The sequence below is a fragment of the Streptomyces sp. NPDC046887 genome (assembly GCF_040644755.1).
Taxonomy (GTDB): Bacteria; Actinomycetota; Actinomycetes; order Streptomycetales; family Streptomycetaceae; genus Streptomyces; species Streptomyces lichenis.
Window position 1 is genome coordinate 76515 of the sequence record NZ_JBEYXH010000003.1, and the last position, 14055, is coordinate 90569.

The 14055-nt window shown below is 75.7% G+C and carries 10 protein-coding genes; 7 read left to right on the forward strand and 3 right to left on the reverse strand.

Annotated features, from left to right (window positions below; translation table 11 throughout):
• Window positions 1–81: 81 nt before the first annotated feature.
• From ABZ945_RS05080 to ABZ945_RS05105, 6 genes are all read left to right on the forward strand, one after another.
• The gene (locus ABZ945_RS05080; RefSeq protein WP_361264041.1) at window positions 82–2106 is read left to right on the forward strand and encodes a GNAT family N-acetyltransferase; all 2025 of its coding nucleotides are present in this window, start codon (window positions 82–84) and stop codon (window positions 2104–2106) included.
• Between the two features lie 28 nt (window positions 2107–2134).
• Complete coding sequence (locus ABZ945_RS05085) at window positions 2135–3184, forward strand: aminomethyl transferase family protein (protein ID WP_361264044.1); 1050 nt, start codon at window positions 2135–2137, stop codon at window positions 3182–3184.
• Between the two features lie 12 nt (window positions 3185–3196).
• Window positions 3197–5539 carry a beta-ketoacyl-[acyl-carrier-protein] synthase family protein gene (locus tag ABZ945_RS05090; protein WP_361264047.1) on the forward strand — a complete coding sequence of 781 codons (2343 nt, stop codon included), beginning with the start codon at window positions 3197–3199 and terminating at the stop codon, window positions 5537–5539.
• Entirely contained in the window at window positions 5539–6291 is a 753-nt protein-coding gene (locus ABZ945_RS05095; protein ID WP_361264050.1) for a hypothetical protein, read from the forward strand. Before ABZ945_RS05090 ends, ABZ945_RS05095 begins: the two co-directional genes overlap by 1 nt.
• Window positions 6288–7457 carry a hypothetical protein gene (locus ABZ945_RS05100; RefSeq protein WP_361264053.1) on the forward strand — a complete coding sequence of 390 codons (1170 nt, stop codon included), beginning with the start codon at window positions 6288–6290 and terminating at the stop codon, window positions 7455–7457. The genes ABZ945_RS05095 and ABZ945_RS05100 overlap by 4 nt, the downstream gene beginning before the upstream one ends.
• Before the next feature lie 212 nt (window positions 7458–7669).
• Window positions 7670–9160, forward strand: coding sequence for a DHA2 family efflux MFS transporter permease subunit (locus ABZ945_RS05105; protein ID WP_361264056.1), 1491 nt, complete (start codon window positions 7670–7672; stop codon window positions 9158–9160).
• Here ABZ945_RS05105 and ABZ945_RS05110 read toward each other — a convergent pair.
• From ABZ945_RS05110 to ABZ945_RS05120, 3 genes are all read right to left on the reverse strand, one after another.
• Window positions 9154–9819 (reverse strand): response regulator transcription factor, encoded by a 666-nt coding sequence (locus ABZ945_RS05110; protein ID WP_361264059.1) that lies wholly within the window; start codon window positions 9817–9819, stop codon window positions 9154–9156. The genes ABZ945_RS05105 and ABZ945_RS05110 overlap by 7 nt on opposite strands.
• A complete protein-coding gene (locus ABZ945_RS05115) occupies window positions 9816–10904 on the reverse strand; it encodes an ATP-binding protein (protein WP_361264062.1) in 1089 nt (362 codons plus the stop codon). The genes ABZ945_RS05110 and ABZ945_RS05115 overlap by 4 nt, the downstream gene beginning before the upstream one ends.
• Before the next feature lie 219 nt (window positions 10905–11123).
• Window positions 11124–12083, reverse strand: a complete 960-nt coding sequence (locus ABZ945_RS05120; RefSeq protein WP_361264065.1) for a UbiA family prenyltransferase — start codon at window positions 12081–12083, stop codon at window positions 11124–11126.
• A gap of 159 nt (window positions 12084–12242) precedes the next feature.
• Here ABZ945_RS05120 and ABZ945_RS05125 point away from each other — a divergent pair, with 159 nt between their 5' ends.
• Window positions 12243–14048 carry a BTAD domain-containing putative transcriptional regulator gene (locus tag ABZ945_RS05125; protein ID WP_361264068.1) on the forward strand — a complete coding sequence of 602 codons (1806 nt, stop codon included), beginning with the start codon at window positions 12243–12245 and terminating at the stop codon, window positions 14046–14048.
• Window positions 14049–14055 lie beyond the last annotated feature (7 nt).

Sequence of the window (14055 nt, forward strand, 5' to 3'; positions counted from 1 at the left end):
GGCCCGCAGACCTCAGCCCCCGCACACATCCCCGCACACATCACTGCCCGCATACATCGATCAGACAGAGGAGGTGGGTCCGTGGCCCTGACGATCCGTCCGTACCAGGAGGGCGACGCGCACGCCATCGCGGAGCTCTACAACCGCCACCGCGACAACCCCAACCCGGTCGCCGGAGGCATCAGCGGGGCCGAGCTGGCCCGGGAACTGGCCGAGCGGGAGACGGCGGCGTTCCTGGTGGCCGAGGACGATGGGCGGCTGGTGGGCACGTTCGGCCTGTTCCACCACACCGGCCGGCGCTCGGCCCGGGCCGGCGAGCTCATCGCGGACATGTTCTTCGTGCACCCCGCCCACCGGGGCGGCATGGTCACCGGGCGGCTGTTCACCGAGGCCGTCGAGTGGATGGTGGGCTCCGGCTGCCTGGTGCTGCGGCTGACCGTCAACCCGGCCAACACCGTGGCCTTCCGGCTCTACCGGCGGGTCGGCTGCGTCTCGGTCGGCCGGGCCGTCCCCGGCGAGGACGGCAACGTGGAGCTGCACAACTACGTCCCGCTCATCCTGCGCAGCGTCGTCGCCGACCTGGGCGAGCGGGCCACGGCCGCCCTCGGCAGCCTGACCAGCTTCGCCTCGGTCACCGGGGCCCGCGGCGACGAGCTGCGCTCCGACGTACGGGTGGTGGACGGGGTCCGCACCGTCGACTACCACCTGGCGCTGGGCGAGTTCCGGATCGACGCCACCGTGGACGTGGACCGGGGTGCCGTGCGCGAGGCCCGCCTCGCCGGACCCGGCGGCGAGGAGCGGGCCCTGCGGGTCACCCGCCCGCCGTACGAGGTGCGAGGCGCCCGGGGCATCGCCCCGTACCGCTTCACCGAGGGCGCGCTCAGCTGCGAGGTGGACGGCGAGGACGGCACGGTACGGGTCCTGGCCGACGGGCACCGCGGTCCGGTGCTCGTCTCGACCTGGCCCAGCTGCCGGGCCGACCGCCCGGCCGGCTGGCGCGAGGGCGAGCCCCGCGACCTCACCCTGGAGCCGATCGCGGGCGGCGTCCGGATCACCGAGCGGTACGCCGGGGACACGGTCACCGGCACCGTCACCCTCGACGGCACCGCGCTGCTCCAGGAGTTCACCCGCACCGGCTCCACCACCGGCCGGGTCTTCCAGACCGTCGGGCTGCGCCAGGGCGTCTTCACCGACCCCGAGGGCGGGGAGCATCCGATCGGGCTCGGCATGGGGGTCCGCGACGCCTCCGAGGTGGTCGCCGCCTCCCGGCCCGTCCCGGCCGGCTCCGTACCGGCCTGGCAGGGCAGCGGCGTACGGGTCGCGCTGCCGGTACCGGACGACGGACAGGTCCGGCTGGTGCACAGCACGCTGCTGGAGCGCGGTCTGGCACCCGGTGCGGACGGGGTGGCCCGGATACGTGCCGAGATCCGTACCGGCCTGTCCGGCACCGAGCCGGCGGCCACCGCACCTCGCGCGGAGGGGGCGACCACCGACCGCCGGGTGGAGGTGCGCGCCGGTGCGGGCGGGATCACCGTCTGGCAGGAGGGCACCACCCGGGTGCTGCGCAGCCCGTACCCCCGGGTCCGCGCCTACGGCCACCACCCCCACTGGTCCGCGGGCCTCTGGGTGACCCGGGAGAACAGCCGCCACGACCGGGCCGCCGGGCTCGGCTGGGGGGTGCCCGCCCCCGGTGCCTGGGAGGAGAAGCACCCGCTCGGCCTGTACGCCCCGGACATCGGGCTCGGCTGGGAGGCCGCCCACACCGGCAAGGGCCTCCGGGTCGACGTCCGGGCACCCGGCACCGACCGCGAGAACGTTCTGTGGCTCACCCCGTACGCCCCCCTCCGCACCGCCGTGGTCCTGGAGTCGGCCGGCGAGCGCTGGGAGCTGACCTCCGGCGACTTCGGCCGGCTCTGGGCGCGGCGGGCCTCGGTCCGGCTCTCGGACGGGCGCTGGCTGCACTGCGCGCCCGCCGGGTCCGGGGACGACGAGCTGGTGCTGCGCGCCACCGGGTCCGGCCTGCTCATCGGCGGAGTCTCCGCCGCCCAGGAGAGCGCCTGGCTGCTCTCCGTGCACGACACACCCCTCCCCCTCCCCCTCTCCTGAACCATCCATCCGAAAGGCAGCAACAGACATGACCGCCACCGCCCTTGCCACCGCCACCTCTGCCACCGCCACCGGGGACTACGCCACCCTGCGTACCGCCGTCGGCGCCTACCGGATCGCCGCCCCGCTGGTGCGGCTCACCGGCGACGACCGACTGGCCTTCCTCGACGGCTTCCTCGCCAAGTCCGCCGACTACGTGGAGCCGGACACGGTCCGCGAGGTGCTGGCGCTGAACGCCGACGGCACGCCGTTCGCGATCCTGCTGCACTTCGAGATCGGCGACGAGTCGTGGCTGCTGCCGCGCACCGCCGTCACGGCCGACGCACTCGGCGCCTATCTGGCGCGGTTCGAGACCGCCGGGGTCACCGTGGAGGTCGCCCCGGAGGGCTGGGGCGCCACCGCCTTCGAGGGTCCGGTCGCCTGGTCGGTCGCGGTCGGCTTCACGGACTTCGACATCTCCGGCCTGACCCTGCACGCCGTCACCGAGTCCCCGGCCGTCCCGGACGCCCCCGGCGCCACCGCGCACCTGGCCCGCGTCGGGACCACCGGCGAGTACGGCTATCTGCTGCTGTCCGACGCCCCGGAGGCCGCACACCGAGCGGTGCTCGCGGCCGTCGCCGAGCAGGGTGGCGCCGAGGTCGGCGGCGAGGGGCTGGCCCGGGTGCAGGCCGAGGCCGGGATGGGCCTGTACGCCGCCGGGTTCGGCGAGCTGACCGTCGGCCAGGCGGACCTGGCCTGGATGGTCGACTGGAGCCGGACCGGCGAGTTCCACGGCTCGGCGGAACTGACCGCGCCGACCGGGTCCGAGGCCCGGCTGACCGCCCTGGTCGCCCCGGTCGGCAGCCGCTTCGCCGCCGGTACGCCGGTCACCGCGGCCGGCCGGCCGGTCGGCACCGTGCTGCACCAGGCGCCCGCCGCCAACCCGGACGAGGAGCTGGTCCTGGCGCTGCTCGACGCCCCGTTCTATGTGCCCGGCCTGGAGCTGGCCGCCACCGACGAGCCGGGCGACGCCCGTCCGCTGCGTACGGCGACCCTGCCCCGGGTCATCGCCCGCTCCCTCACCACCAAGATCGCCTGAGAGGCGGCAGCCATGACACCACCGGGCACCACACCACCGGACAGCACACCGAGCGTCGCCCTGACCGGCCTCGGGCTGATCACCGGAGCCGGTGACGACCTGGAGAAGGGCTGGTCGTCCATCGCGGCCGGCACCACCGGCATCCGCACCAACACCCTCTTCGACACCTCCGAACTGCTCACCGACTGGGCGGGCATGGTCACCGCCGAGCAGCCCGCCGGGCTGGACCGCTGCTACGCGCTCGCGTCCACCGCGATCCGCGAGGCCCTGCACGGCAGCGGCCTCGACCTCGGCACCGTGGACCGGGACCGGGTGGCCGTCGTGGTCGGCTCCAGCCTCGGCGCCATGCCCACCCTGGAGGACGCCCACCGCACCTGGGTACGGGACGGCAGGCTGGACGCCGAACGGGCGGTCGCCTCCCAGCTGCCGTGCGTGGGCGACCACATCGCGGCCGAGTTCGACCTGCGCGGCCCGCGCGTGGTCCTCTCCAACGCCTGCGCGGCCAGCGCCGTGGCCCTGGGCTACGCCGCCGAGCTGCTGTGGAAGGGCGACGCCGACATCGTGGTGTGCGGCGGCGTGGACCCGCTGGCGGAGCTGTCCGCGTACGGGTTCAGCGCGCTCGGCGCCCTGGACGGCGAACCGTGCTCGCCGCTGTCCGCCTCCACCGGGCTCACCCTCGGCGAGGGCGCCGGGTTCATGGTCCTGGAGACGGTGGAGCGGGCCGCCGCACGCGGCGCCCGGGTCCTCGCCGAACTCGGCGGGTACGGGCTGTCCTGCGACGGCTACCACCAGACCGCGCCCGACCCCAGCGGCAAGGGGGCCGCCGCCGCCATGGCCCAGGCACTCGACACGGCCGGCCTCGCCCCGGGGGACGTGGACTACCTCAACCTGCACGGCACCGGCACCCCGGCCAACGACGCCTCCGAACCGAAGGCGCTGAAGCTGCTGTTCGGCCAGGAGATCCCGCCGGCCAGCTCCACCAAGTCGATCCTCGGGCACACCCTCGGCGCGGCCGGCGCGGTGGAGGCCGTGGTGAGCACCCTCGCCATCGACCGGGGCACCCTGCCGCCCACCGTGAACACCCGCGGGGTCGCCTCCCCGTTCGGTCTGGACATCGTTCCGGACACCGGCCGTGCGGCACGGCCCGGCGTGGTGGTCTCCAACTCCTTCGCGTTCGGCGGCAACAACGCCTCCGTCGTCCTCACCCGGCCCGGCCGCACCGGCTCCCGGCCGCCGCGCCGCGAGGCCGTCCACGAGGTGGTCGTCTCCGGCGTCGCGGGGCTGGCCGGAGCGGCGGGCGGCACCGAGGCGCTGGTCGCCGCCCTCGCCGAGGGGCGACCCTGCTTCGAGACGTCCGAGGAGGTCGCGGGTGTCGGGGAAGTACCCGTCGGCCGGATCGACCTCAAGGCCGCCGCGCGCGGGGTGAACCCCAGCCGGGCCCGCCGGATGGACCCGCTGGGGCTGCTCGCCGCGGCCGCCGTGGGCGACCTGTACGCGCGGCACGGCAAGCCGTCGCGGGCCGAGGCCGAGTCGACCGGGATCGTCTTCGCCACCGGGTACGGACCGGTGACCTCGGTCCTGCGCTTCCACCGGGGCGTGGTCGAGTCGGGCATCACCGGGGCCAACCCGTCGCTGTTCGCCAACACCGTGGTCAACGCCGCCGCCGGGCATGTCGCGATGCTGCACCGCTACCGCGGCTACACCGCGACCCTCGCGGTCGGCGGCACCAGCTCCGTCCTGGCGCTCCAGCTCGCCGCCCGGGTCATCGCCCGCGGTGCCGCCGAGCGGATCATGGTCGTGGTCGCCGACGAGTTCCCCGAGCAGGCGCTCGCCACCCAGGCCGCGCTGCCCGGCTACGCCCGGTCCGCGCGGATCGTGCCGGGCGGGCGCACCGGCACCGTGCTGACCGAGGGCGCCGCCGCGATCCTGCTGGAGAGCCGGGAGGCGGCCCAGGCCCGCGGCGCAAACGTGCTCGCCCGGGTGCGCGGCTTCGGCGCCTGCGGCGAACCGGCGGGCATCGGCCGGATCGCCCGGGACGGCGCGGCCTGGGGGCGCTCGCTGCGGACCGCGCTCGCCGACGCTGAGCTCGACCCGGCGGACATCGCCACGGTCGTCTCGGCCGCGTCCGGCCACCCGCTGGTCGACCTGGCGCAGCGGGCCGCCCTGCGCGGTGCCGGGCTCGACGGCCGCCCGGCCCTCACCCCGAAGGCCCTGATCGGCGAGACCTACGGCAGCGCGGGCGCCCTCGGCCTGGTCGCCGCCCTCACCGGTGCGCCCGCCCCCGGCCCCGTCCTGCTGTCCAGCTTCGCGTTCGGCGGCAGCTACGCGGCGGCCGTGCTCGAACCGGAGGCGTGATGGGCGCCCTGATGGGACTGCTCCTCGATCCGGGCTTGACCGGGTACACCCTGGCGCCCGACGGTCCCGCGGCGCCGGGGGAGGCGGTGGACGTCCTGGTCTGCCGGCACCACCGGCTGCCCCGGGACCGGATGGGGCAGCGGCTCAGCCCCTCGGGGCGCTCCCTGATCATCCAGGCGCTCGCCACCACCTACGGGGCCCGGGTGCTCCCGGACGATCTGGAGCGGGACGGCCACCGGCGCTGGTCGGTGCCCGGTCTGGAGCTGACCGTCTCGGTCGCGCACTGCGGGGAGTTCAGCGCCGTGGCCCTGGCGCCCGCGGCCCGCGCCATCGGGGTGGACCTCCAGGACGAGCGCGAGCGGCCGTACGCGCTGCGCTGGCTGGGGGAGCTGCTGGGCCGCCAGGAGGCGGCGACCATCCGGGACTTCGCCGAGTGCGAGGCGCTCATCAAGGCCTCGCATCTGACCAAGGAGACCTTCGCCGGGACCCGGCTGCCCCCCTGGCGGCCCGGCTGGCGGCCCACCGAGACCGCCGCCGCGCTCGCCGCCGCGACCCCTGAGAGCGGCACCGAGGCCGCCGCCGGGGCGGACGCCGGTACCGGGGGCGGGGCCGGGACCGCCGGTACGGAATCCGCCGCCAGGTATCAGCTGCGCTCCCTCGTCCTGCGGGCGGAGGGGGTCCCGCCCCTGCATCTTGCCCTCGCCTGCGACGCACCCGCCCCGGTGCGCTTCCACCATCTGGAGCGGGAATGACCCTGACCGCGGTGCGGACCTACAGCCGCCGCGTCTCCCCGATCGAACGCGGCTACCTCAACGCCGCCGCCACCGGTACCCCCCAGCTCATCCAGATGGTGATCGAGGGGGAGGGCACGCTCGACCCGGACGCGCTGCGGCGGGCGGCGCGCGCGGCGACCCTGGCGAGTCCGGGGCTCGCGGTCCGCCGCCGAGGGGCCCTCTGGCGCGCCGACGGCCCGGTCCCCGAGGTCGTGGAACTGCCCGACGGTACCGGCCTGGACGACCCGTTCTTCCACCGCGACCTACCGGTGGTCACCGGCCCGGTCTGCGAGTTGGGTCTGGTCCGGGACCCTGACCCGGCCGGGGGCGTCGTACGGACCCGGCTGATCATCCGGGCCAGCCATATCGCCACCGACGGGCGCGGTCTGCGCCAGTGGATCGCCGACCTCTTCCGGGTGCTGCGCGGCGAGGAGCCGGCCGGCTGCCCGGACACGGTGGACGACGGCCACTTCCGCGCGGCGGCGGGCGAGATCCCGCCGGCCCCCGAGGCCGCCCGCCTGGACGGGCTTCCCGCGATCCTCGGCCGGGGCCCCGCCGGCGTACGGCCGCTCTGGGTGCGCCACCGGGTGCCGGCCGGTCCGTCCGGCCTCACGGCGCGGGCCGCCGCGGCGCTCTCCCGCCATCTGACCACCGACACCGGCCGGTTGATCGTCCCGGTGGATCTGCGCCGCCATGACCCGGCGGTGCGCTCCACCGCCAACCTCACCTCCCGGCTGGTGCTGGACCTGCGCCGGGACGACAGCTGGAAGCGCGTCCACTCCACGCTGGTCCGCGCCCTGCTGGCCAAGGCCGACCTCGCCACCCTCGACCGGGACTTCCTCCGCGGCAACCCCTTCGCCAACAACCTGAGCGAGGCCCGGGAGCTGGACGGCAGCCGCTTCCCCTGTACGGCGATCATCTCCGACCACGGTGAGGTGGACCCGCGGACCTTCTCCACGTCCGCCTTCCGCGCCGTCTCCTTTGCCACGCTGCCGATGCTGGTCCCGTACGCCGAGATGTTCCTGAGCGCCTGCCGGGTCGGCGGCACCACGGAGCTGACCCTCGCCTGCCGCGACCGTCCCGGAGCCCGGGAGGCGGCCGACGCCCTGCTGACCGACATCGCCGAGGCGGTGCGCCCCGGCTAGGCACGCGGGCTGGGCGGGCCGAGGCGCCGGCCCCCACGCGATGTTTCACGTGAAACATCCCCCGCCGCCATGTTTCACGTGAAACATCGCCGCCGCCCGACGACCGCCCGGGACTCGCGCGCCCCGCGCCGCCGTACCGCCGTGCTCCGGCCCCGGCCCGCCCCCCCGGCCCCGTAACGACCCTCCACCCGAAGGACGAAGGACGACCCCGTATGTCCCTGACCCAGCGCACCGAGCCCCCGGCCTCACCGGTGGGCCCCGCCCCCGCGGTGGCGAGGGCCACCCGCACCGCCGTCTTCACCATCGCCGTCTCCATCGGCGGGGCCTTCCTCGCCCAGTTGGACACCACCATCGTCAATGTCTCGCTGGCCGACACCTCCGCCCGCTTCGGCGCCATCACCCAGGTCCAGTGGGTCGTCACGGCCTATCTGCTGGCGCTGGTCGCCCTGATGCCGGCCGCGGGCTGGCTGGCCTCCCGCTTCGGCCCCCGCCGGACGTTCATCGCCGCCCTCGCCCTCTTCACCGCCGGCTCGGCGGCCTGCGCCCTCAGCCGGACGCTGCCCGAGCTGGTCGCCGCCCGCGGGCTGTCCGGCGCGGCCGCGGGCGTCCTCACCCCCGTCGCCACGATCCTGCTCACCAGCGGGATGCCGCGCGAACACCTGGGCCGAGTGCAGGCGTTGAACGGCAGCGTCATGCTGATCAGCCCGCTGCTCGGGCCCACCGTCGGCGGGCTGCTGGTGGGCGCCTGGGGCTGGTGGGCCGTCTACGCCGTCAACCTCCCGCTCTGCGCGGTGCTGCTCCTGCTCGCCGTACGCCGCGTCCCCGCGGACGGCCAGGGTGCCCGGGACCGGGGGCGCCCGGGTGGCCCGGGCCGGCCCCTTGACCTGCTGGGCCTGGTCACCGCGGCCCTGTGCACGGTCTGCCTGGTCCTCGCCGTGCACGCCTTCGCCGATACCGGCCTCTCCGCCGACCCCGCCTTCCTGGTGCCGCTGGCCGCGGCCGTGCTGAGCGGCGCGGTGTTCGTACGGCACCAGCTCCGCGCCGCCGCGCCCCTGCTGGATGTGCGGCTGTTCGGGCACCGGGTCTACCGCACGGCCGCGACCACGGTCTTCTGCCTGGGCTTCGTGCTGTTCGCCCCGATGATGCTGATCCCGCTGTACTTCGAGTCGGCCCGCGGCGAGAGCGCCGTCTTCACGGGGCTGCTGATGTCGGCCGGCGGTACCGGTGTGGTCGTCGCGGGCCTCGCCTGCCGCCCGCTGATGAAGCGGATCGGCGGGGGCGCCACCGTGGTGGCCGGGATCGTCCTCACCATGCTGGCGACGGTGCCGCTGACCCAGCTGTCGTCCACCACCCCGTACGGGCTGCTCTGCGTGGGACTCGCGGTCCGCGGGCTGGGCACCGGGCTGACCATCGTGCCGGCCATGACCCGGGCCTTCGAGTCGATCGAGCCCCGCTCCATCCCGGACGCCTCGACCCAGCTCAACCTGGTCCAGCGGATCGGCGGCACCATCGCCCTCGCGGTGGCCACGGTGGTCCTCGACCGGGCCGCCGAGGCCCACCACGGGCTGGTGCCGGCCGCGTTCGCCGACTCCTTCGTCCGGCTGCTGGCCGTCTCCGCGCTCACCCTGCTCCCGGCGCTCGCCCTGCTGGCCGCCGACCGCCGCGAACGGGCCGAAGGAACCGACCGGCAGCGGCGTCAGTAGCGGCGCGAGGGCCGCACCCGGTTGACCGCGTCGAGCCGGGAGGTGGCGCCGAGCTTGTCGAAGATGTTCCGCAGATGACGCTTGACCGTGCCCTCGGTGATCCCCAGGCGGCTGCCGATCTGCCGGTTGCTCAGCCCCTCCGCGACCAGCTCCATCAGCTCCCGCTCGCGCAGGGTGAGGGAGTCGGCGGGGTCGGTCTCCCGCTCCGGCCGGGAGCCCTTCGCGGTGCGCGGCAGGAACATGGTGGTGCCGCCCGCCATGGCGCTGCGGATCGCGGCGACCAGGACCTCCCGGTCGGCCTCCTTGTGCAGATAACCCACCGCCCCCGCGGACAGCATCGCGTCGATGAGCCGGCGGTCGTCATGCATCGTCAGCACGATGACCCGGGCCTCGGGCGCCGCCAGCCGGATGGCCCGCAGATTGGCCAGCGGCCCCGGCCCCGGCATCTCCACGTCCAGCAGCACCACGTCCGGCCGGTGCAGCCCCGCCATGCGCACCCCGCCGGGCCCGTCGTCGGCCTGGGCGACCACGGTCAGGCCCTGGTACAGCCCCAGCAGCTCGCAGAGCGCCTCGCGCAGCAGCCGGTGGTCGTCCACGGCCAGCACCCGGATGTCACCGCCGGCTCCGGCGCCGACGCCTGCGTCCGCTTCCGCGCTCACCGTCCGCCCTCCTCGGCCCCGTCGCCGCCGCCGAGGGGGAACCGCAGACCGATCCTGGTGCCCTGACCGGGCTCGCTGATCAGCTCCAGGGTCCCGCCGAGCGCGGCGACCCGCTGCCGCATGGCGGTCAGTCCGGTGCCCCCGCCGTCGAGAAGGGGCGGCAGCCCGGCCCCGTCGTCGGCGACCGTGGCGTGCACGGCGTCGGGGAAAACGCTCACCAGGATGTCGATATGGTCCGCGCGGGCATGGGCGAAGGCGTTGCGCAGGGCTTCCCGGATGACCAGGAACAGCTCCTGGCGGGCCTGCTCCGGCAGCCAGGACTCGTCACCGTCGATCCGGCAGCGGACCTCAGCGGGCCGATCGGAGGCGGCGGCGCTGTAGGCGTCGATCTCCTCCTTCAGCCCGTCGTGCAGCTCGTTGACGCGCAGCCCGCTGACCATGGAGCGGGTGAAGCCGAACACGTCCCGCAGCGCCTGCCGGGCGTCGGCGAGCCGGTCGCGCGGCGCGGTGACCCCGTTCGCCTGCTCCAGGGCGTACAGGTCGAGGCAGCGCAGCGCCAGGCTGATGCTGCTGCCGACGTGGTCGTGCAGATCGCGGGCGATCCGGTGGCGGCGGGCGGTGCTGGCCTGGCCCACATCGCGCAGGGTGGCCGACTCGTAGCCGATGGCGGCGGCGCTGACCCGGGTGAAGATCGCCTCGTGCAGCATTCGTACGGCGGTCAGGAACCGGGACAGCACGAGGTCGGCGGGCAGCCGGGCGGCGGTCTCGGTCATCGTCCCGACCGCCACGTCGAACAGCAGCCGGGCCGCGTGCACCGAGTCGATGGGCGGGACATGGTCGTCGGAGCGCTGCACCCCGAGCGCCATCGAGACCAGTTCGGCCTCGGCGGCGACCTCCACCGGCATGCCGAGCAGGGTGTCGACGCACTCGCCGAGGATCTGCCGGGCCTGCTTCTCGCAGGAGACCCACAGCTCCGGGCGGAGCACCAGCGGATTGCCGGCCTCCCGCAGGCCGTCGGCGTAGCGGGCGACGGCGGTGTCGACCAGCCGGGTCCGGTCGGTCGCCGGATCGGCGGAAAGTCCCACGGCGCGCTCCCCCCCCCATGTGGGGAGCGATCACGGCCGGGCGGCACGATTCCCCACACTCACCCACCCTGCGGGATCATAACAACGGTCGAAAATGCAGACGAGAACGGACACCGGGGGCATAGCGGTCCGGCGGCCCCTCCGGCCCGGCGGCCCCTCCCGGTAGCCCGGCGGCGGCCCCTTCGCTGCGGGGGCAACGACCCGGTAGAGCCCGCGGGTTCACGTCCAGAGCAGCGCGCCCAGCGCGGTCAGATGGACGGCGTACTGGGTGAACATCCAGCTCCGGTACGGGCCCCGGGGCCGGTCCTCCCCTCCCCGTATCCGCAGGCAGCGCCCGGCCACACAGAGCGCTCCGACGGTGAAGACGGCCGCGGCCGCCTCCAGCGGCGGCTGGCGCACCCAGGCGGCACCGGCCGCCAGGAGCAGGGCCAGCGCCGCCCCGGCCGCGGCGCAGAACCGCCGGGCGGCACGTTCGCCGCGCACCACGGCCAGGGTGCGCCGACCCGCGAGGGCGTCGCCCCGGGTGCTGCCGAGGTCCTTGGCGACGGCGGCTATCAGTCCCACACCGAGCGAGAGCACCACGGCGAAGACGGCGGCCTCGGCGGTGAGCGCGCTGCCCGAGGCGGCGACCCCGGCGAGATAGGTCGTCCCGGCCGCGGCGCAGGTGACCGCCGAGGCGGACCAGGAACGGCACTTGGCGGCGATCGACGGGGCGGAGTAGGCGTACCCCAGGGTGAGGAAGACGGCGGTGGACTCGGCCACCCGCCACCCCGCGGCACAGCCGAACAGCAGTCCCGCCAGGGCGGTCGCCACCACGGCCCGCCGGGCCGCCGACTCGGTCAGCAGCCCGCTGGCGAGTGGTCTCCGCGATCCGTTGGCCCGGTCCTCGCACAGGTCGCTCACCCCGTTGAAGACATAGACGCTCACCGTCGCCGCCCACCAGGCGGCCGCGCCGAGCAGCAGATGCGGGGCGTTGGGCCGGTGGTGCGCGGCGGAGGCCGTCAGCAGCGCGCCCGTGACGAACCGCAGCACGAACATGACCTGCACCAGCGGACGCGCCTCGCGCAGACAGTGCCGGACGGTACGCGCGGTGAGGCGGACCCCGGGGCGCCGGATGCCGGCGACCGCGGCGACGGAGATGGACGACTGGGGGAGGCGAGGTGCGAGTGCCTGGGACATACCGTGAACCTAGAGCCGGAATGTCCGGTTCCGGCGTGTTTCCTTGGAGGTACGGCATGTGCCGTCGGGGGTAGTCGTATGGCTCCCGCGAGGCCCCCGCGCCTAGCGTCGTGGCAGCGCAGTCACGCCGCACAGGGCGGCACATCGGGGGTGGGAAGAGTGGAGTTCCTGGTTCTGGGACCGCTGGAGGTACGCGAGTCGGGCAGAGCGGTCCGGCTCAGCGGAATGCGCCGCCGGCGGCTGCTGGCACTGCTGCTGCTGGACGCCGGCCGCACGGTGCCGATGGACACCCTGGTGGACGGGTTGTGGGAGGACCCGCCGGCCTCCGCGCGCCACCAGGTGCACAACGCGATCCGCGATCTGCGTGCCGCGCTGGCCACCCGTGAGGGCGGCGGCCTGGTCACCGCGGACACCGGCTACCGCCTGGACGTGCCGCCCGGCGCGGTGGACGCGCACCGCTTCACCGAGGGGGTGCGCGCCGCCCGGGCCGCCCGGCGCGAGGGCCGCGACACCGAGGCCGCGGGGCTGCTGCGGTCGGCGGTGGAGCTGTGGCGCGGCGACGCCTTCGCGGGCATCGACTGCCCGGCGGTGGCCGCCGCGGCGGCGGGCCTGGACGAGCAGCGGCTCACCGCGGTCGAGGAGCTGATGGAACTGCGCCTCGCGGCGGGCGAGGCCGCCTCCCTGGTGGCCGAACTGTCCACGCTGAGCGCCGCGCATCCGCTGCGCGACGCCCTCCGCGGCAGTCTGATGCTCGCCCTGCACCGCAGCGGCCGGCAGGCCGACGCGCTCGCGGTCTACGAGGAGGGGCGCCGGCTGCTCGCCGAGGAACTGGGCCTGGAGCCCGGCCCCGGACTGCGGCGCCTGCACGCCCAGGTCCTCGCCGACGCGCCCCACCCGCGTCCAAGGCCCGAAGCCGTCCCGCCCACCCGCCCCACCCGCCTCACCTCGGGCAACCACCTCCCGCGCGACCTCCCCGACTTCACCGGCCGCACCGCCGAACTGGCGCTGCTGGACCGGGCCGTCGGCGACCAGCGCCCCGGCTCCCCCCGTACGGTCGTGATCGACGGCATGGGCGGCATCGGCAAGACGGCCCTGGCCGTCCACTACGCCCACCGCCGCACCGCGGACCACCCGGACGGCCAGTACCACCTCGACCTGCACGGCTTCAGCCCCTCCCGGGCACCGCTCACCCCCGAGGAGGCGCTGGGCGTGCTGCTGCGCTCCGACGGCGCGGCGCCCGAGGCCATTCCGACCGGCCTGGCCGAACGCGCCGCGGTCTGGCGCGCCCGCCTCGCCGGCCGCCGCGCCCTGCTGGTCCTGGACAACGCGGCCGACGCGGCGCAGGTGGCCCCGCTGCTGCCCGGCACCGGTGACACGCTCACCCTGATCACCACCCGCCACCGCCCGGCCGCCCCGGACGGCGCCCGCTCCCTGCCCCTGGGCCCGCTGACCCCCGCCGACGCCGAAGCCCTCTTCCGCCGCGTCGCCGGCACCCCCCGCGCCGCCTCACCCCTGACCGACACGGCCGCCCTCTGCGGCCACCACCCGCTGGCCCTGCGGCTCGCCGCCACCCGGCTGCGCGACCGCCCCTCCTGGACCCTGGCGGACCTGACGACGCGCCTGCGCACCACCGCGGGCCGCACTGCCCTGCTCCGTACCGCCGACCGCGACTTGATGTCCCTGCTGGCCCTCTCCCACGCCCGGCTGCCCGCCGATCTCCGCCACCCCGCCCGCGCCCTCGCCCTGCACCCGGCCGCCCTCCACGACATCCCCGACGCCTGCGCCGTCACCGGCCTCGACCCCACCGCCGTGGAACGCCTCTTCGACACCCTCCTCGACCACAACCTCGCCCACGAGCCGCGCCCCGCCCACCTCGCCATCCCGCCCCTCGTCCGGGACTGCGCCCACACCCTCACACCCACCTTCGCCCCCACCCGCCCCCGCCACCTGACAGCGGTGGCCTGACCCACCC

Excerpts from the sequence above, each read along its gene's own strand:
- ABZ945_RS05105 (WP_361264056.1), top strand. The coding sequence starts at position 7,670 with ATGTCCCTGACCCAGCGCACCGAGCCCCCGGCCTCACCGGTGGGCCCC.
- ABZ945_RS05085 (WP_361264044.1), top strand. The coding sequence starts at position 2,135 with ATGACCGCCACCGCCCTTGCCACCGCCACCTCTGCCACCGCCACCGGG.
- ABZ945_RS05120 (WP_361264065.1), bottom strand. The coding sequence starts at position 12,083 with ATGTCCCAGGCACTCGCACCTCGCCTCCCCCAGTCGTCCATCTCCGTC.
- ABZ945_RS05090 (WP_361264047.1), top strand. The coding sequence starts at position 3,197 with ATGACACCACCGGGCACCACACCACCGGACAGCACACCGAGCGTCGCC.
- ABZ945_RS05100 (WP_361264053.1), top strand. The coding sequence starts at position 6,288 with ATGACCCTGACCGCGGTGCGGACCTACAGCCGCCGCGTCTCCCCGATC.
- ABZ945_RS05095 (WP_361264050.1), top strand. The coding sequence starts at position 5,539 with ATGGGCGCCCTGATGGGACTGCTCCTCGATCCGGGCTTGACCGGGTAC.